The organism is Paenibacillus sp. EPM92, from assembly GCF_016586185.1.
GTDB lineage: Bacteria > Bacillota > Bacilli > Paenibacillales > NBRC-103111 > Paenibacillus_G > Paenibacillus_G validus.
Genome location: NZ_BCPS01000054.1, coordinates 122690 through 141113 on the forward strand (window position 1 = coordinate 122690; position 18424 = coordinate 141113).

At 57.3% G+C, this 18424-nt stretch carries 14 protein-coding genes and 1 other annotated feature; of the genes, 12 read left to right on the plus strand and 2 right to left on the minus strand.

The features are described 5' to 3' along the window. Positions 1-2 precede the first annotated feature (2 nt). Both hemG and hemL read left to right on the plus strand, forming a co-directional pair. Entirely contained in the window at positions 3-1448 is a 1446-nt protein-coding gene (gene hemG / locus JMF85_RS10810) for a protoporphyrinogen oxidase (protein ID WP_127607786.1), read from the plus strand. A 137-nt stretch (positions 1449-1585) separates the two neighbouring features. Continuing rightward, positions 1586-2887: a glutamate-1-semialdehyde 2,1-aminomutase gene (gene hemL / locus JMF85_RS10815; RefSeq protein ID WP_127607788.1), complete on the plus strand. Its 1302-nt coding sequence runs from the start codon at positions 1586-1588 to the stop codon at positions 2885-2887. Between the two features lie 185 nt (positions 2888-3072). On the opposite strand, the gene JMF85_RS10820 is transcribed toward hemL, so the two are convergent. Continuing rightward, the gene (locus JMF85_RS10820; RefSeq protein ID WP_236595815.1) at positions 3073-4665 is read right to left on the minus strand and encodes a phosphodiester glycosidase family protein; all 1593 of its coding nucleotides are present in this window, start codon (positions 4663-4665) and stop codon (positions 3073-3075) included. A gap of 199 nt (positions 4666-4864) precedes the next feature. Here JMF85_RS10820 and JMF85_RS10825 point away from each other — a divergent pair, with 199 nt between their 5' ends. From JMF85_RS10825 to corA, 8 genes are all read left to right on the plus strand, one after another. Then, positions 4865-5023, plus strand: coding sequence for a hypothetical protein (locus JMF85_RS10825; protein ID WP_155613752.1), 159 nt, complete (start codon positions 4865-4867; stop codon positions 5021-5023). Beyond that, a complete protein-coding gene (locus JMF85_RS10830; RefSeq protein ID WP_201318170.1) occupies positions 5020-5895 on the plus strand; it encodes an RluA family pseudouridine synthase in 876 nt (291 codons plus the stop codon). The genes JMF85_RS10825 and JMF85_RS10830 overlap by 4 nt, the downstream gene beginning before the upstream one ends. 117 nt (positions 5896-6012) lie before the next feature. After that, positions 6013-7143: a LysM peptidoglycan-binding domain-containing protein gene (locus tag JMF85_RS10835; protein ID WP_201318171.1), complete on the plus strand. Its 1131-nt coding sequence runs from the start codon at positions 6013-6015 to the stop codon at positions 7141-7143. Positions 7144-7315: 172 nt separating this feature from the next. Then, positions 7316-7591, plus strand: a binding site (T-box leader). A gap of 153 nt (positions 7592-7744) precedes the next feature. Further along, positions 7745-10414: a valine--tRNA ligase gene (locus tag JMF85_RS10840; RefSeq protein ID WP_127607792.1), complete on the plus strand. Its 2670-nt coding sequence runs from the start codon at positions 7745-7747 to the stop codon at positions 10412-10414. Between the two features lie 7 nt (positions 10415-10421). Beyond that, the gene (locus JMF85_RS10845) at positions 10422-11801 is read left to right on the plus strand and encodes a bifunctional folylpolyglutamate synthase/dihydrofolate synthase (RefSeq protein WP_127607793.1); all 1380 of its coding nucleotides are present in this window, start codon (positions 10422-10424) and stop codon (positions 11799-11801) included. 7 nt (positions 11802-11808) lie between these two features. Beyond that, positions 11809-13191 (plus strand): UDP-N-acetylmuramate--L-alanine ligase, encoded by a 1383-nt coding sequence (gene murC / locus JMF85_RS10850; protein ID WP_201318172.1) that lies wholly within the window; start codon positions 11809-11811, stop codon positions 13189-13191. 121 nt (positions 13192-13312) lie between these two features. Then, positions 13313-14773, plus strand: a complete 1461-nt coding sequence (locus JMF85_RS10855) for an SPOR domain-containing protein (RefSeq protein ID WP_127607797.1) — start codon at positions 13313-13315, stop codon at positions 14771-14773. Between the two features lie 199 nt (positions 14774-14972). Then, complete coding sequence (gene corA, locus JMF85_RS10860) at positions 14973-15923, plus strand: magnesium/cobalt transporter CorA (protein WP_127607799.1); 951 nt, start codon at positions 14973-14975, stop codon at positions 15921-15923. Positions 15924-15975: 52 nt separating this feature from the next. On the opposite strand, the gene JMF85_RS10865 is transcribed toward corA, so the two are convergent. Further along, positions 15976-17247 (minus strand): N-acetylmuramoyl-L-alanine amidase, encoded by a 1272-nt coding sequence (locus JMF85_RS10865; RefSeq protein ID WP_141334307.1) that lies wholly within the window; start codon positions 17245-17247, stop codon positions 15976-15978. A gap of 176 nt (positions 17248-17423) precedes the next feature. Here JMF85_RS10865 and JMF85_RS10870 point away from each other — a divergent pair, with 176 nt between their 5' ends. Further along, positions 17424-17666 (plus strand): DUF4321 domain-containing protein, encoded by a 243-nt coding sequence (locus tag JMF85_RS10870; protein WP_127607803.1) that lies wholly within the window; start codon positions 17424-17426, stop codon positions 17664-17666. 43 nt (positions 17667-17709) lie between these two features. Then, on the plus strand, positions 17710-18424 hold a 715-nt coding region (locus JMF85_RS10875; RefSeq protein ID WP_201318173.1), incomplete at its 3' end, for a Maf family protein.

An 18424-nucleotide genomic window follows, 5' to 3' on the forward strand; every position in this document is an offset into this window, starting at 1 on the left:
CCATGGACACCAAACCGCATGTGGTCGTCATCGGCGGCGGGATTACCGGACTAAGCGCCGCTTATTATTTAAAGAAGCAGATGGAAGAGACCGGGCAGGCTTGCCGGATTACCGTCATGGAGAAGAGCGACAGATTCGGCGGCAAGATCAGCACGCTTCGGCGGGACGGCTTCGTCATCGAGAAGGGGCCGGATTCCTTTCTCGCCCGCAAGCCCGCGCTGGTCGAGCTGGCGCGCGAGCTGGGACTCGAGGATCAATTAACGGGAACGAATCCGAATGCGAAAAAGACATACATTTTATCGCGGGGCAAGCTGCACCGGATGCCACCGGGCTTAATGCTCGGCATTCCGACTGAAATTATGCCGTTTATGCGGACCGGCCTGCTTTCGCCCGCAGCTAAAGCGCGTGCGGCGCTTGACCTGGTGCTGCCCAAACGGACGGCGGACGAAGACGAATCGCTCGGCCACTTCCTGGAACGCAGGCTCGGCTCCGAGGTGCTTTCGCAAATCGCCGAGCCGCTGCTGGCCGGTATTTATGCCGGGAACACGTATGATTTGAGCGTGAAGGCGACGTTCCCTCAATTTCATAGCATCGAGCAAAAACACCGCAGCCTGATTCTCGGGATGATGAAAAACCGGAAAGAAGGCGGCGAGGAAAGCCGGACGCTGCCGGAATCGGCGCGGAATACGACGTTCCTCACCTTCAGAGAAGGATTGGAGACGATCGTACACGGTTTGTTGGATGCGCTGGACAACGTGCGTTTCGTGAAACAATGCGGCATTGCCAAACTCGAGAAAGCGGCGGACGGACGCGGTTACCGGCTGACCCGCGAGGACGGCGAGATTGAGGAGGCCGACGGCGTCATCCTGACGCTCCCGGCTTACGCCGCCGCCGATCTGCTGGCGGCTTCGAAACCGGAAGCGCAGGAGCTGCGGAAGGTCGACTATGTATCGGTCGGCAACGTCATCCTTGCTTATGATGAGAAGGATATGAAGCGGGAGCTGGACGGATCCGGCTTCGTCGTGCCGCGCAGGGAAGGGCGCTTCATCACGGCCTGCACCTGGACCTCGAAGAAATGGCTGCACACCGCTCCTGACGGCAAAGCGCTGCTGCGCTGTTATGTCGGCCGCTCGGGCGACGACCGCTGGCTGCACATGTCCGAGGACGAAGTCGTCCGGGCGGTGCGCCAGGATCTGAAGGCGACGATGGGCATTACGGCCGAGCCGTTATTCACGGAGCTGACGCCGCTGATGCACTCGATGCCGCAATACCCGGTCGGCCATCTGGATCGGATTCGCCGTATACGCGAAGGATTAGCGAAGCGGATGCCGGAGGTGCTGATTACGGGAGCCGCGTTCCACGGCGTCGGTCTTCCCGATTGCGTGAAGCAGGGCAAAGAATCGGCGCTGGAGCTTTCCCGGCTGCTTAAAGAAAAAAGCCCGGTGTGAGTACCGGGCTTATCCGCGAAGTTTGGCCAAATCCAATAGGATATCGTTCCCTGCGAGCGCGAGAATTTGCTTTTCTTGAAAATCCCGGCTCGGTTTTTCTTCGTTTTCAAGCATATTCTAGTAAAGGTGTGGATGGAATGAACGAACCGCAACAACGCTTCGCAGCGCGCTCCGCGACAGCTTTTGAGGAAGCGAAACAAGTTATCCCCGGCGGAGTCAACAGCCCCGTCCGCGCATTTAAATCAGTTGGATTGACCCCCCTCTTCATGAAAAAAGGGGCCGGCTCCCGCGTTACCGATATCGACGATAACGAATTTATCGATTATATCGGCTCTTGGGGACCGCTCATTCTCGGTCATGCGAAGCCCGAAGTCGTCGAAGCGATTAAACGGGCGGCGGAGCTCGGCACGAGCTTCGGCGCGCCGACCGAGCTGGAAACGGAAATGGCCAAGCTGGTGGCGGCGCGTATCCCGTCCATTGACCTGGTGCGCATGGTCAGCTCCGGTACCGAAGCCACGATGAGCGCGCTGCGGCTTGCGCGCGGTTATACCGGGCGCAGCAAGATCGTGAAATTCGAAGGCTGTTATCACGGCCATGCCGATTCGCTCTTGATCAAGGCGGGCTCCGGCGTTGCGACGCTTGGTTTACCCGATAGTCCGGGCGTACCGGAGAGCATTGCCGCGAATACGATTACGCTGCCGTACAACAACCTGGAGGCCGTCCGGTTGGCGTTCGAGCGATTCGGGGACGAGATCGCCGCGGTGATCGTTGAGCCGATTGCCGGTAATATGGGGGTCGTGCCGCCTGCACCGGGCTTCTTGGAAGGGCTGCGTGAGGTCACAAAGGCGAAGGGCAGCCTGCTTATTTTCGATGAAGTGATGACGGGCTTCCGCGTCGGCTTGAACAGCGCTCAAGGGCTGTTCGGCATAACGCCGGATTTGACCTGTTTGGGCAAGGTGATCGGCGGCGGACTACCGGTTGGCGCTTACGGGGGCAAGCGGGAGATTATGGAGCAGATCGCTCCGGCAGGGCCGATTTATCAGGCAGGCACGCTGTCGGGCAATCCGCTGGCGATGGCGGCGGGTTATACGACGCTGAAGCTGCTGGGCGAGCCGGGCGTGTACGAACAGCTCGAGCGCCGTTCCGCACGGCTGGAGGAAGGCTTCGCCGCGAATGCGCGCGAGCTTGGCGTGCCGCTGACCATCAACCGGGTAGGCTCGATGGTATGTCCGTTCTTCACGGACCAACCGGTGACCGACTACGAGACGGCCAAACGATCCGACTTGCAGCGGTTCAACCGTTATTTTGCCGCGATGCTCGATTTAGGCGTCAGTCTTCCGCCGTCGCAGTTCGAGGGCATGTTCGTTTCGACCGCTCACAGCGAGGAAGATATTGAAGCGACGATCGAAGCGCAGCGCGAGGCTTTGAAGCGGTTATAGTCGCAAAGCGGAGACTCGCGGTTAACGGAACCAGGAGGCGCTGAAGTCCTTGAGTGGGGAAAGCGCAAGAGGCCGGAGCGAGCTTCCCGGCTCCCGCCCGGGCTTCGCAGCTATAGGTTCGAACAAACGAAAGCCCATCCGGCGCAGGTCCGGATGGGCTTTGCTTTGCTGTTATGTATCGTACTTTATGGCGTCTTAATAGGCTCTGCAGCCGTTGCTGCCGGTGCAGGCGTCGCTGCCGGCGTTGTTGCGGCGTCGCCGGCTTCCACCGGCTTGGTCGCTGTCCCGCCGCCGTCGGGCGTGATTGGCTTAGCCGCCGAAGGCGCGGGCGTCGAGTCCGTTGACGGGGCAGCGCCGGCGCCTGCGGGCTTAGGCGCCGTACCGCTCCCGCCGGGCTCCGTACCCGTCTGGCCCTGCGTGCCTGCGGGCTTCGCCGGCTCGCCGCCAGAGCCCGCAGCGCCCGTGCCAGAGCCGTTTCCGGCCGAGCCGGTACCGCCGCCGCCAGCTGCCGGCTCCTTGCCGCTTGGCGCCGTCCCCGGCTTTGCCTCGCCGGACGTCCCGCTGCTCGCCGGGGCTTTGCCGCTCGTATCGGGCTTGGCCGGTTCCGTCTTCGGCGCAGGCGCAGGCGGCTTCGTTTCCGTCGCCGGTTTGGGGGTCGTCGTCTGGCCCTTCGCCCGCTTCTCCGCCTGCTCGCGCAAGAAGTCGGGATGGTCGTGCGACCCGCCCGCATCAATCTTGTCGATGCCGTCCCAGACGCGCGTCGCTTGCACCGAATCGGGATCGTCGTAGACGAGGAACGCTGAAGGAAGCCGGCGTTCGCCGTAACGGCTGGAAGGCTTCGTGACGAGCTGACCGTCGACTACAAGCTCTGAGGAGGCCCCTCCGTCCAGATTGCCTGCGATAACGGCGCCTTCCGCCAGCAGCAAATCCTGCACTTCCTTCAAGGTGGCGCCGACGCTGTGCTTTTGACGTCCGTCTATAACGACGAAGATAACCGTTCCGTCGGCACGCTGCCCGACGGCGGTACGCGGCGCGCGGCCCCAGCCGCCGTCGCCGCTCGTGATCATCGGCTTGCCGTTAGCGATCAGCCGCGGATAGAACGAAACCGCTTCGGATACGCCCATATCGCGCAATTCGAAGGCGTCGTATTTCCCGACGACCAGATGGCCTTCCTTCGTAAAGCCGACGATGTGCTGCGGGATCGAGCCGTCCTGATCGGTAAAGATGATGTCTCCGCCGGAGATGATCATGCCGAGTGCGGCAAAACCGTTGCCCAAGCCTTCCGGATCGTCGAAGGCGCCGCCGTTTAAGCCGGCCACAGCGCCCGTACGGTTAACCATGGACGTGATTCGTTCGCCTTCGCCGGGCTTGTTCGGGGTCATGATCTTGATCGTCGTCGGATCGTAGACATACATTTTTTTACCTTTCCAGAGCGGGCCGGAAATATCTTCGACTTTGATCAATTCATCGATGGAACGCGCTTTCCCGCTTTTTTTGCGAACGGAGACGAGCCCCAGATTTTGCTTCTCCAAGGACGCCAATTCGATATCGTCCTGCATCTTCTTCACTAGCAAATCGCGTCGTTCCGCGCCCACGAAAATCCAGGCCCAACTGCGGTGCTGCGTCGTAATGACGGTCTGTGCCATCCATTCGCGCACTTTTCCGCCAGGCGGTGTCAGGAACAAAAAGCTGGAGGTCAAAAAAGTGAGCAGCGCGATATAAAACAACGTTCTTTTCATCAAACTCCACTGTTGGATCGCTTGCAAGCTGCCTTTCAATATATTCCTCTCCTAATAACAGGCTTAATGCCGTATTCTATCTATGAATCTACAATATTCTATCATATCAAGGCTGCATTTAACAGCAATTGCTAGAGTTAGATGAAGGCACAATTGGCAGTGTAACCGCTTTGATAATGGGAACCGGTTTGGTAAAATAAGCTTCGGTATCTATTTATCGAGGACGGGAGCTGCACATGTGTTAAAAAAATACAGTTTTTACGGAATCACGCTGGACATGCTGCTCGTATTCGGCATATTCGGGCTGCTGCTTGCACTTATCGTCGGTTACGCCTTCCTGGAACAGCGGCGCAGGAGCAAACCGCGAAGAGTCCGCGGCGGGGAGGACTCGGCATGAGCGGATTGCGCAGACAAGGAGAATGGCTCGAATGGCGTGCGGCCGGCGATATCCAGGGCAGGGAGCAGGCGAGGCAGCTCGCTTCGGCTTTGATAGGTGAGAAGTGGAGCCGCACCTTGCTGCATAACGGCGGCTTGCTGTGGCAGGGCAGCCGGCTGCGGCTGCGGTTATTTCCCGAGGAGCCGAACGTTCAAGCGGACGAGTGGACGGATATCGAGTTCTTGTATGAAGACGATTTTTGCTTCGTGGCGGATAAGCCTGCCGGGATGAAGGTACACCCGACAGCGGAAGGCGAGAAGGGGACGCTGCTGCAAGCGGCAGCCTCCAGGCTTGCCGCCGAGGGGCAGCTCTGCCGTCCGCGGCATATTCACCGGTTGGACGAAGACACGACCGGTCCGGTGCTGTTTGCCAAGTACGACTGGGTGCAGACGATTCTTGACGCCCGGATGCGCGAGAAAAGCATCGGCCGCACGTACGTCGCCTTCGTCCAAGGCAGGCTTGCGAAAGCGAAGGGCCGGATCGACGCGCCGATCGGCCGCGACCGGCATCACCCGACACGTCGCCGGGTTTCCCCGACAGGCGAGTCAGCCGTCACCTTATATGAACGGCTGGAAACGTATCCGGACGCTGCGCTCGTGCGGTTGACGCTCGAAACGGGGCGGACGCACCAAATTCGCGTGCACCTGAGTCATTTGGGTCACCCGTTGATCGGAGACGCGTTGTACGGCGGGCGGCGGGATGCCATCGGCCGTCAAGCGCTGCACGGGGAAGCGCTGGTTTTTCCGCATCCTTTTACGAATGAGCCCGTGGCGGTTTCATCGCCTTGGCCTGCCGATTTCGGCGCACTGCAAGAACGGTTGAAAAATTTGTAGTCATGCTGCTCCTCCCGAACCCATATACATGTTGTAGAGGTTGTTATATGACAATGCGGTCTAGTATCTTACTTTTCTTACGGGAAAAGGAAGTCATACGAAAGGGAGGACTTAACCTTGGCAACTGATCAAAACGGATTGCGATTCGATATTTACGAGCGTGTACATTTAAGTGAGGGCGTGCTCGGCATTAAGGAGCTGGAGAGCGTCGAGCTTGTCCCGCATATTCAAGTGTTGTCTCAAGGAGAACAAGCCGTTCTGCGCGGCAATCTGCTCTTGACCGGCGCCTATGTGGATGAACAAGGCCGCGAGGCGCAAACGCTGGAGCATCTGATCCCGGTCGAAATTACGCTGCCGATGAACCGTGTGCAACGCGTTGAAGATATCGCGGTGGAAATCGAAAACTTCGACGTCGATCTGCTGTCCGAGCGGAGCTTGAATATTACCGGCGTGTTATCGTTAAACGGTCTGGAAGTGTTCTCTTCTTCCGAAGGCGAGCGGTCCTGGAGCGAGAAGGAAGAAGAGGTCGTCTTCGTACATGAAGCCCGGGTTCCACAGCGTGAGGCTGCGGCTGAACCATGGGCTGAAGAACAGGCAGAAAGAGTTGCGGAGCGGGAGCCATCGATTCTTCACTCTTCCGCAGCGGAGCCTGCAAGTCCGTTTACGTCCCGTCAAGAGGAGCGGCAGAACGGATGGACGCCGGAGGAACCCCGAACGGAGGCGTCCGAGAAAGCGTCCGTGCAGAGCGTAGCGGCTGCTGAGCCTGCGCTTGCGCCCGAGTCTGCCCAACTTGAGCAACTTGAGCAACATGAGCAACCTGCGCAACCTGCGGAGGAAAAGAAAGATGTGAAAGTGGGCTTCGGCATCAAGGGCTCGTCCGCCGTCGAGCCGTCTCCGGCCCCGGCACAACCGGCAAGCGGCAAGCCGTTCGGATTCACTTCGCTCGTTCAGTACGCGGCGTCGAAGTCGGAAGCGCGCGAAGCGGAAGAGGCTGCAGCCGCAGCCGCCGCAGCCGCAGCCGCAGCCGCGCAAAGCCAGGCCGACGAGAAGGTGGAGTGGAAAAACCTGCTCCCGGGCAGGCAGGGGCAGCAGGAGTTCCGGAAGCTGCGGCTGGTGATCGTGCAGAAGGAAGAAACGCTCGAAACCATTGCCAAAAAATACAATGTGAGTCCGCGGGAAATCGCGCTTCATAACCGGCTCGGCGATAGCGAGCTGGCCGCCGGACAAATCGTATATATCCCGAAATAACGGCGCGCGCCCAAAACAATGCGTCCGGACAGCCTGAAGCAGGCTTGTCCGGGCGTTTTTTTGGTTATACTGATCGGATGGAGGTTCGCGGCCCGGAAAGTGGATGGTATTAAACACGGCCTCGTATTGACTCTGCCGTTGCGATTGTTTATCATAATACGCATAAGATGCTGTAATAACGTGGAAAGGGAATAGTAGGCAGCAAGCCCTTCAGAGAGCGGAACCGGCACCACGCTGAGAGGTTTCCCGCAGGATGCGTACCTGTCGAAGTCGCCCCGGAGTTGCCGAATTGAAAGCCATGCGGCTTAGATTCGGCCGGTCACAGCCGTTATCTGTTTAAGCGCCGTATGGGCGGCTTTCATCCCGATGGAATGCGGGTATCCCGCGCTCCTGCAGGCTCATGCGGAATAAAGGTGGTACCACGGATGCGAAAGCCTTCGTCCTTTACGGGCGAGAGGCTTTTTTTGGTTGATAGAAGGCATCAACCTTGACGAAGGCGCGTTTCCTTGCCGGACAAGGAAAGCGTGGCCGTTAATCGCGGCTTCAAGCCGTAAGCTTGCCGATACAGCGAACAGTAACCAGTTGGAGGAGAGAAAAGGTTATGGAAGAAACGAAACCAGCGGCACCGGAAACGTCGATGCCGACCACGTACGATCCGAAGGAAAGTGAGAAGAAATGGTACGATTATTGGCTGCAGGGCGGGTATTTCAAAGCCGGCCAACGGCCGGACGCCAAGCCTTACAGCATCGTCATACCGCCGCCGAACGTGACGGGGATGCTGCATATCGGACACGCGCTGGATAACACGCTGCAGGACATTGTCATCCGGGCCAAACGGATGCAGGGCTACGATGCGCTCTGGCTCCCGGGCACCGACCACGCGGGAATCGCGACGCAGACGAGAGTGGAGCAGAAGCTTCGCGAGGAAGGCCTGTCCCGATACGATCTCGGACGCGAGAAGTTTCTCGAGAAAGTGTGGGAGTGGAAGGAGCATTATGCCGGCACGATCCGTGAACAATGGGCCAAAATGGGCCTGTCGCTCGATTACTCCAGGGAACGGTTTACTTTGGACGAAGGGCTTTCCAAGGCGGTTCGCGAAGTATTCGTCCGTCTCTATGAGAAAGGTTTAATCTACCGCGGCAAATATATTATCAACTGGGATCCGGCGGCCCGTACGGCGCTGTCGGACATCGAAGTCGAATATAAGGAAGTTCAAGGCGCGTTGTACCACCTGAAATATCCGGTCAAAGACAGCGGAGAATTCATCGTCGTCGCGACGACTCGCCCGGAGACGATGCTCGGCGATACGGCGGTAGCGGTGCATCCGGAGGATGAGCGCTATCGGCACTTGATCGGCAAGACGCTTGTCTTGCCGATTATCGGCCGCGAAATTCCGATCGTCGGCGACGAGTACGTCGAGAAAGAGTTCGGAAGCGGCGCCGTAAAAATTACGCCGGCGCACGATCCGAACGACTTCGAGGTGGGCAACCGCCACAGCTTGCCGCAGGTGCTCGTGATGGACGAGTCCGGCAAGATGAATGAGAACGCGGGCAAATATCAAGGGCTGGACCGTTTCGAATGCCGCAAGCAGATCGTGGCGGACATGAAGGAGCTCGGCGTGCTGATCAAGATCGAGGAGCACGTGCATCAGGTCGGACACAGCGAGCGCAGCGGTGCCGTCGTAGAGCCGTATTTGTCGACGCAGTGGTTCGTGAAGATGAAGCCGCTGGCCGAACGCGCCGTCGAAGCGCAGAAGTCCGGGCAAGGCGTCAACTACGTGCCGGACCGTTTCGAGAAAATTTATTTGCACTGGATCGAGAATGTCCGCGACTGGTGTATTTCCCGTCAGCTGTGGTGGGGTCACCGGATTCCGGCCTGGTATTGCGGCGACTGTAAAGAATTGATTGTCGCGCGCGAAGATGTCACGGTTTGTCCGCATTGCGGCGGCACGCATATGAAGCAGGACGAGGATGTGCTCGATACGTGGTTCAGTTCGGCGTTGTGGCCGTTCTCGACGATGGGCTGGCCGGATCAGACCGAAGACATGAAGCGTTATTACCCGAACGACCTGCTGGTGACGGGCTACGATATTATTTACTTCTGGGTGGCGCGGATGATTTTCAGCGGTCTTGAATTTACGGATCGCATTCCGTTCAAGGACGTGCTTATTCACGGACTTGTGCGCGACGCCGAAGGGCGTAAAATGTCCAAATCGCTCGGCAACGGCGTCGATCCGTTCGACGTCATTGAGAAATACGGCGCCGACGCGATGCGCTTCATGCTGTCGACGGGCTCTACACCGGGGCAAGATCTTCGCTTCCGTTGGGAGAAGGTCGAGCAGGCCAGAAACTTCGCGAACAAGATTTGGAACGCTTCGCGTTTCGCGCTCATGAACCTCGGGGATTTCAAATACGAAGATATCGATTTGACCGGCCAACTCGGAACGGCGGACCGTTGGATCCTGCATCGTCTGAATGAGACGGTACGCGAGGTAACCCGACTGATCGATGCGTACGAATTCGGCGAAACGGGCAGGCTGCTGTACAATTTCATCTGGGACGATTTGTGCGACTGGTATATTGAATTCAGCAAGCTGTCTTTATACGGGAACGACGAAACGGCGAAAAAGACGACGAAGTCTGTCCTCGCTTACGTGCTGGACCGGACCCAGCGCCTTCTGCATCCGTTCATGCCGTTCATCAGCGAGGAAATTTGGCAGCACTTGCCGCATGAAGGCGATACGATCACGCTTGCCGCATGGCCGACGTTCGAAGCGAAGTTCGAAGCGCCGGATGCGGTGCGCGAGATGGAGCTGTTGATGGACATTATCCGGACGGTGCGCAACATCCGGGCGGAAGTGAACGTGCCGATGAGCAAGAAGATCGAGCTGCAAGTGAAGCCGACCGGCGCCGAGACGGAACATATTTTGAAGCGAAACGAAGAGTACCTCCGCCGGTTCAGCAATACGTCGGTCTTGACGATCGACAGCACGCTGGGCGCGCCGGATAAAGCGATGACAGGAATCGTCACAGGCGCGGAATTGTTCTTGCCTTTGGCCGGATTAATCGACATTGCCCAGGAAATAAGCCGCCTGGAGAAAGAGCTTCAGACGCTCCACGCCGAAGTTGAGCGCATTGAGAAAAAACTTGCGAACGAAGGCTTTGTCGCCAAAGCGCCGGCCAAAGTGATTGAAGAAGAAAAAGCGAAGCTGGCCGATTACTCCGGCAAGCGGGATAAAGTGACGGCTCGTATCGCGGAACTGAAAGGATGAACGTAAGATGACGAAGGACGCTAACGCTCCGATCCAGGGTTCCTTCCGCACCGCGAGGGAAGCGATCGACTGGATCGTCCGTTTCATTCCGATGACGGGTATCAAGCTTGGGCTGGAGCGTATGGAGAAGCTGATGGAGCTGCTCGATTATCCGCACCGCCGCTTGAAGTTCATTCATGTGGCGGGCACGAACGGCAAAGGCTCGGTCTGCGCGTATTTGACCGAAACGATCCGGCAAGCCGGCTATGATGTGGGGACGTTCACGTCCCCCTACATCGAAACGTTCCATGAGCGGATTCGATTGAACGGGGAAAACATCAGCGACGAGGATTTGCTGCAGGTCGTTAACAAAATTAAACCGCTGATCGATGAAGTCGCCGCCGAATACGGGCAGCCTTCCATGTTCGAAATATCGACCGTCATCGCGATCGAATATTTTGCCCGGACCGCGTACCCGGACTTCGTTGTTTGGGAGACGGGTCTTGGAGGCCGGCTTGATTCGACGAATATCGTATCGCCGCTCGTATCCGTCATTACGAACATCGGGCACGATCATATGGACTACCTCGGGGACTCGCTCGCCTCGATCGCCGCCGAGAAGGCCGGGATTATCAAGGCCGGAGTTCCGGTCATCAGCGCCGTCGAGCAGCCGGAAGCGCTGCAGGCGATCGAAGACAAGGCTGCCGAGAAGAAGAGCAAAGTTTATTTGCTGGGTCGCGAGTTTCACCTGGAGACGGTTGCTTCGGTCGAAGGCGAGCAGACGTTTCATTTCGAAGGATTGTTCAGGCGCATTCCGAACGTCTCGATCTCGATGAACGGCCCGCATCAGGTTAAAAACGCGGCCGTAGCCCTCATGACCCTCGAAGTGCTGCGCCAGTATTACGCGCTGATCGTGGACGACGAGGACTTGTATCGGGCGATGAAGACGACATCTTGGCCGGGACGGCTGGAGAAGGTGTCTGACAACCCGCGGATCGTCATCGACGGGGCGCACAATCCGGAAGGAGCCGAAGCGCTTGCGGTTTCGCTGACGACCACTTACAAGTACCGCAAGCTGCATTTTATGATGGGGATGCTGGCGGGCAAGAATCATTCAGGCTACTTCAGGCATATACTACCAATAGTGGATACCCTTATCTTGACCGAGCCGAATTGGCATAAAAAAGCGTCCGCCGCGGATCTTGCCGCGATCGCCCGTACCATGCTCGCCGAGCTCGGCCGAGACCAGGTGGAAGTGATCATCGAACCGGATTGGAAGACGGCGTTTGAACGAACAAAAGAGTTGACGGCACAAGACGACTTGGCCGTCGTTTCAGGTACGTTATATTTGATGGGGGATATACGTTCCTGGATCAAGCATCAATCCGATTCTGAAAAAGGCTGGTGAAACGGGCGTGAATACATCGGAGCACATCCATTTTATCGGCATCGGCGGGTATGGTATGAGTGCCATTGCCAAAGTGATGCTGGAAATGGGCTACCAAGTTTCGGGATCTGATTTGGCGCAAGCCGAGCTTACGGAAAAGCTCGCAGCCAAGGGAGCGCAAGTGTTCATCGGGCACGAAGCGCAAAATGTGAAAGGCGCAGACGTCGTCGTTTACTCGACCGCTCTGTCCAAAGATAATGTGGAAATGCTGGCGGCTGAGGAATTGAACATTCCGATTCTTCACCGTTCCCAAATGCTCGCGCAGCTGATGAATGCGAAGAAAGGGATTGCCGTAGCAGGCGCGCACGGAAAGACGACAACGTCCTCCATGATTGCGCTCGTGCTTGAACAGTGCGGGCAAGATCCGACCTTCATTATCGGGGGGGAAATTCTGAACGTCGGCAGCAACGCGAAGGCCGGTAAAGGCGATTACGTCGTGGCCGAAGCGGACGAGAGCGACGGATCGTTTCTTCAATATCAGCCTTTGATCGCTTTGGTGAACAATATCGAAGCGGATCATTTGGAAAACTACGACGGTGACTTTGAAAATTTGAAAAAAGCGTATGCGCAATTTCTTAGCCAAGTGAAGCCGCAAGGTAAAGCCGTCATCTGCAAGGACGATCCGTATTTGCTGGAAATGATGCCGAACATCCAAAGCGAGGTCATCACGTACGGGATCGATTCGGAAGCGGACGTCGTCGCGCGCAACATCGATCTCGGCGACCGTAAAGTTTCGTTCGACGTCGTGCGCGGCGGCCGGACGCTCGGTACGATTCGATTGTCGGTCCCGGGCAAGCATAACGTGTATAACGCGCTCGCCACGCTGATCACCTGCATGGAAGCGGGGCTGTCGTTCGAGCAGGTGGCGGAAGCGATTCCTTCGTTCCGCGGCGCGAAGCGGCGCTTTCAAGTGCTCGGCGAAGTGAACGACATGCTCGTGATCGACGATTATGCGCATCATCCGACGGAGATCGAAGCGACGATTCAAGCGGCGAAGGCGACGGGCAAGCGCATTGTGGCGGTGTTTCAGCCGCAGCGTTATACGCGCACGTACTTCTTGTTCGAGCAGTTCAGCCGCTCGTTTCCGGAGGCTGACGAAGTGATTATTACGGACATTTACTCGCCGGCAGGCGAAAAACAGATCGAAGGCATAACCTCGGCCAAGCTCGTGGAACTGATTAAGCAGAACAGCAATCGGAACGTGCGTTACATCCCGACGAAGGAAGAGGTTCAGGCGTATTTGTCCCATGCGGTGCAGCCTGGAGACTTGGTGCTGACGATGGGCGCGGGGGACATTTGGAAAGCGGCGGCGGGTCTCGCCAAAGCATTGGAAGAACGGCAAAGTTCATAGTACTGCGAAGAGAGGCTCCGATTCCTTGCAAGCTTGAAGGAAATCGGAGTTTTTTTGTTCTATTTCGTGTCCGACTCTCATAGTCTAGTAACACGAAACCGGACAAGGGAGAGTAGGAGCAATGAATAAAGCCAAAATGACGTTTCGATTTTCGCATGAACGCCGGCAGGATGATTCTTCCCCGCGCAGGGAAGTCAAAGTGATTCCGCTGCATGCGGAAGAGTATCGTGTGGTGCAAGAGCCCGAAACTCAACGCGCCGAGGTTCCGTTGCACGGGTCTGAGGCTTGGACGGAGACGGAGACGGAAACTGGTTTGGACGATAAGGCGGGGAGGCGCGGGGAAGCGGGAGCGCGGTTCGGCAGCGGTACGGAAACGAACGGGGGGACGCCGTTCCATACGGGACAGGCTCCCTCCCGGACGTCCCGAACGTCGGTAAAGCCTGCGGGCCGGAGTGAGTTCTCTTCGCCAAGCGTGAAGCCGCTTAACGATTTTACGACCGATTTTGGGGGTTGGCAAAGCTCTTTCGATTTGGAGACGGAGCGCGTCGAGCAGATCATTCGCTCTGCCGGCGGACCCGCCGCCGATCCGGAGACAGGCTATTTCGAACGCGAGCCGAGGCCGTCCGGAGGCCGCCGCTCCCACCGAGGGGTGATCGTGGATGATCATGTACATTACTCCAAGGCGCCGGGGGGCGGCTCGTTCTTGAAAATTACGGCTTCGGTGGCCGGAGCGGTTATTACGGGCGTCGCCTTCGGTTTTTTGGTGCTGTCGATGTTCTCCGGCGGCGAAGGGAGCGGCACGACCGCCGACCCGACGCAGGCGCAAGCCTCGGCAGGCGGCGCGGCGCAGCCGCAGAACGGGGACAAAGCGGACGCCTCCGGCAGCGGAACGGGGACGCAGGCAGCTGCGCCTGCAGGCGCCTCGGTGCCGGCTGCGGTCGCGGACGGCGTTGCGATCGCGCTGCCGGCTGCCAGCTATACGTTTCTGCAGGGCGGCGTGTTCAGCACCGCGCAGAGCGCGGAGACGGCGGTGGCCGACTTCCGCAAGAAAGGTCTTGCCGCAGTGAGCGAGGCGGGAGACAAACATACGGTCTATGTCGGTATGGCGTCCGGCCGTGATGAAGCTCTGGGGCTTTCGCAAGTCTACGAGGCCCAGGATATCGACGTGATGCTAAAGCCTTACGACATTCCGGCGGTATCCAAAATCCGTTGGAACGGCAAGCAAACCGATATATTCGGCGCCTACATGAATCAGGGCGCCAAGCTGGTGCAGCTCATCGCGGCACAAACGGCCGTTCACGCCGGCGAGAAGACGGCCGGCGCGCTGGACGAGAAGGCGCTGCAGACGATCAAGACGACGCACCAAAGCTGGTCGCAATCGGCCGCTTCCGTCAGCGACGGGCTCGGCGAGGCGGGCAAGGCGGCGCTGCCCAAGATGAACAGCGCCTTGAATACGGCCGTCGCCTCTATGGAGGAGTACAAGAAGAACCCCTCCGCCGCGTTCATATGGCAGGCGCAAACGTCGCTGATGCAGTACCTGGTAGCTGAGAAAGAGCTGCTCAAGGCGATCGCGCTGCCGTAGAACTCAGGTCGGGAAGCACGAACGGTTTCTGTATCGCAAGATCAGCTGTGGCAAAAACACGAATATATCTTCCTCGAAGGGCTCCGGTAAGGAGCTCTTCTTTCTGCGTTTGCAGGTGTAGGGACGAATCATTTGCAAAGAATAAGATTATGGTATACTCAGAACTATACCAACAAACCGAATGACCAAGGAGTTATTCATGATTCGTTCATTAGCGGTAACCTACGATTTGCAAGTGATGGAGGACGTTTCATTAAACCGTCTTGCAGATGCCGATATTCGTTGGTATTGGGTCGACTTTAATGATCCAACCGAAGAGGAAGCGAAACTTTTAGAAAGTCATTTTCATTTTCACCCGCTTGCCGTCGAAGATTGCTTCCATTTGCTGCAAAGGCCTAAATTAGATCATTATGAGGATGTGCATTTTTTCGTCATGCACGCGATTCATCCCCAAACACTTGCCGCCGAGGAAGTGGATTTATTTTTAGGAAACAACTTTGTCGTCACCTTCCATTTGAACCCTGCGAGGGAAGTGGAGGATGCCTGGGCCAAGATCAGCGGGCAGAATAAAGGCGTTGACCAAGGCCCCATTTATGCGGCTTACCTCATTATGGACAAGCTGGTGGATCAATATTTCCCCAGTGTTTATCAAATCGAAGATCAGCTGAACGATATCGAGAATAAGGTTAGGTCGGAATCGATCCAGGCGTTAATGGACGATATTTTCGAAATCCGCTCCAAATTGTTAAAGCTTCGGCGAACGATTGTACCTATGCGCGATCTTCTGTACCGGGTCATTAATTCCGAACGTATTGAAGGCATCAAGGAACATTTGTTTTACTTCAAGGATGTCCATGACCACCTGCTGAAGCTGTCCGAGATGATTGACTCCAACCGGGATGTAACGGCCGATATGCGGGATAGCTACATCTCGCTGAATTCAAACCGGATGAATACGATTATGAAAACTTTAACCGTTATTACGACCATCTTCATGCCTTTAACCTTCATTGCGGGCATTTACGGCATGAACTTTGAGAACATGCCCGAGTTAAAATGGCAGTGGGGCTATTTTATCGTTTTGGCGCTGATGTTCGCCATCGGTTTTGGCATGTTTACCTGGTTTAGAAAAAAAGGTTGGTTTAACTAGAAAAATCCGATGCTCCCTGACCAGGGAACATCGGATTTTATCGGACTGGCCGTTATTTGGGATTCTTATAACGGTCGATCAGCGCTGCGGCCTCCGCCCGGTTCATTGCGCGCTCCGGCGCAAATTCGGTTGCGGTAACGCCGTCAATGAAGCCGCTCGCTTTCAGCGCCGCGATCGCCTCCGCCGCCCAGTAGTCCCCGGGCACGTCGCGGAACGGCTGGCGGACGCTGTCCGCCGGCGCAGGCTTGGCCAAGCGCTGGAACAGGGCGGCTACCTCGGCGCGACTGACCGGGTTGTCCGGTCGCAGCGTGCCGTCGGGGTAGCCGTCCAGCAGGCCGGCCTTCACAGCCTGATCCAGCGCGGCGTAAGCCCAGTGCCCCGCCGTCACGTCGCGGAAGCCGGACGCGCCTTTCTTCGTCGCGTCGCTGCGGCAGCCGCCCGCGTCATACACGGCTTGTGCGACCGTCGCTGCGGCGCCGCTTGCGCAAGCCGGGTTCTCAGCCGCGGCCGCGTCCAGGTCGAACAAGCGGCCGAGCAGCGTCACCCACTCGGCTCGCGTCAGCGCACGTGCCGGTTCGAAGCGCTTGCCGGTGCCGGTCACGATGGCTTGATCCGCGAGGCGCTGGATCGCTTCGCGCGCCCAATGGCCGCGCGTATCGGGGAAGGTTAGATTCGGCGGCAGATACGCCTCGATGCCCTTGGCGATTCCTTCCGCCATCGTCAGACGAGCCGAATCGTTCGCCAGCAGCGCCGCATCCGCGGAGTTCGACAGAAACGCCGTCTCGACCAGCACGCTGGGAATATTACCCGACCGAACGACGTACACGGCGCTCGGCACCAGACCGCGGTCTTCGCCGCCGACGGTTGCAACGAAGCTGTCCAGCACCTTCCTGGCGAGCTCGCGGCTTTCGGAGGTCAGCGCTCTCATCTCCGCGCTGGCCGGATAACTGGCTTGGGGATAAGCATCATCGTAGTAGAGAACCATGGCGCCTCGAGTGGACGGATTCGAGTACGAATTCGCATGGATGGATACGAACAAATCCGCGTTTTGGTTTTTGGCGAAGGCGACCCGCTCGCTCAGCGATAAATAAACGTCGGAGTCGCGGGACATGCGCACATCGTAGCCGCGTTGTTCAAGCAAATCGCGCAATTTACGGGAAATGTCCAGATTGACAACTTTCTCTTGCAGTCCGTTCACGCCGATCGCGCCCGGATCGTAACCTCCATGCCCCGGATCGACGACCACGGTCGCCGCCGAGGCTTGTCCGGGCAGCGTCCAGACGCATAACGCAACAAGTGCGGCTCGAAGCCAACGTTGTGCCATCCGGTCCCCCCCTTTCCGTCATTATTCTACAGGCTTTTATGAGCACTGTAAGCTGGTAACATCCTCCAACAAAAAACAGCCCGCCTCTTCCAAATATGGTATAATAACGAATGGCCCTGACGTATAAAAATCAGACAGCACGGGTTAATATTTTCCCGAAAGAGGTAACCTATATCTTGAAAAAAAATACGTTTACCCTCATTCTATTGCTGCTTGTCGGTCTCATTGCGGGAACGCTCATCGGGCAGTTATTGTCGGCTTATTCCGTACTTGCCTTTTTGACCAGGTCGGTCGAGCTCTCCTGGCAGCCGAAGGCGGATTTGCTCGTCATCCGGTACTACCTCGATTTTCATATCCGACTTAACCTGATCAGCATTGCCGGATTGGCGGCGGGCTTTTGGACTTTTAGGAAACTGTAAGAAACGGCTACCTTATTAAAAATTCGAAGCGGGGGATCGTTTTATGTCGATTACGACGACAAAAATCGTCATTTTGGCTTCATCGTCGCCGCGGCGGCAACAATTAATAAGCTCTTTGTCGCTTCCGTATCGGATCGAAGTCAGCGATGTCGATGAGACGACGGACCCTGGAAGGACGCCGTCGCAAATCGTAGAAGAGTTGTCCGAACGCAAAGCGAGGGCGATCTACGAACGTTATGAGAGAGAACCTGCCCAAGCGGAGGACGGCGTCATTGTCGGTTCCGATACGATCGTTGTGTTGGATGGGAACGTGCTCGGCAAGCCGCGCGACGAAGAGGACGCTTTCCGGATGCTGAAACGGCTGCAAGGACGCGAGCATGAGGTGTACAGCGGCGTCGCTTGCATCGGACTTGCCGACGGACGGACGAGCGTGGCCCACGAGCGCACCGTCGTCCGGATGAAGCCGATGTCGGATGAGCGGATCCGCCGATATATCGCAACCCGCGAACCACTGGACAAGGCCGGGGACTATGACACCACAATGCACCTTGGAGACATTGGTCAGTATCGTATCATATCTGAGTCGCCAGACGGTCGACCGGAAATAATTGTTGGTCACACCGTCAGTAAGGTAACTTTTAGACCGATGAGCGATGAAGAGATTTGGGCGTATGTAAAAACTGGTGATCCTTTAGATAAGGCGGGCGCGTACGGTGTACAGGGGATTGGCTCGGTATTTATTGAAAAAATCGAAGGAG

Coding starts and splice junctions, on each gene's coding strand:
- hemG (WP_127607786.1), top strand. CDS start 3: ATGGACACCAAACCGCATGTGGTCGTCATCGGCGGCGGGATTACCGGA.
- hemL (WP_127607788.1), top strand. CDS start 1,586: ATGAACGAACCGCAACAACGCTTCGCAGCGCGCTCCGCGACAGCTTTT.
- JMF85_RS10830 (WP_201318170.1), top strand. CDS start 5,020: ATGAGCGGATTGCGCAGACAAGGAGAATGGCTCGAATGGCGTGCGGCC.
- JMF85_RS10840 (WP_127607792.1), top strand. CDS start 7,745: ATGGAAGAAACGAAACCAGCGGCACCGGAAACGTCGATGCCGACCACG.
- JMF85_RS10845 (WP_127607793.1), top strand. CDS start 10,422: ATGACGAAGGACGCTAACGCTCCGATCCAGGGTTCCTTCCGCACCGCG.
- JMF85_RS10855 (WP_127607797.1), top strand. CDS start 13,313: ATGAATAAAGCCAAAATGACGTTTCGATTTTCGCATGAACGCCGGCAG.
- corA (WP_127607799.1), top strand. CDS start 14,973: ATGATTCGTTCATTAGCGGTAACCTACGATTTGCAAGTGATGGAGGAC.
- JMF85_RS10865 (WP_141334307.1), bottom strand. CDS start 17,247: ATGGCACAACGTTGGCTTCGAGCCGCACTTGTTGCGTTATGCGTCTGG.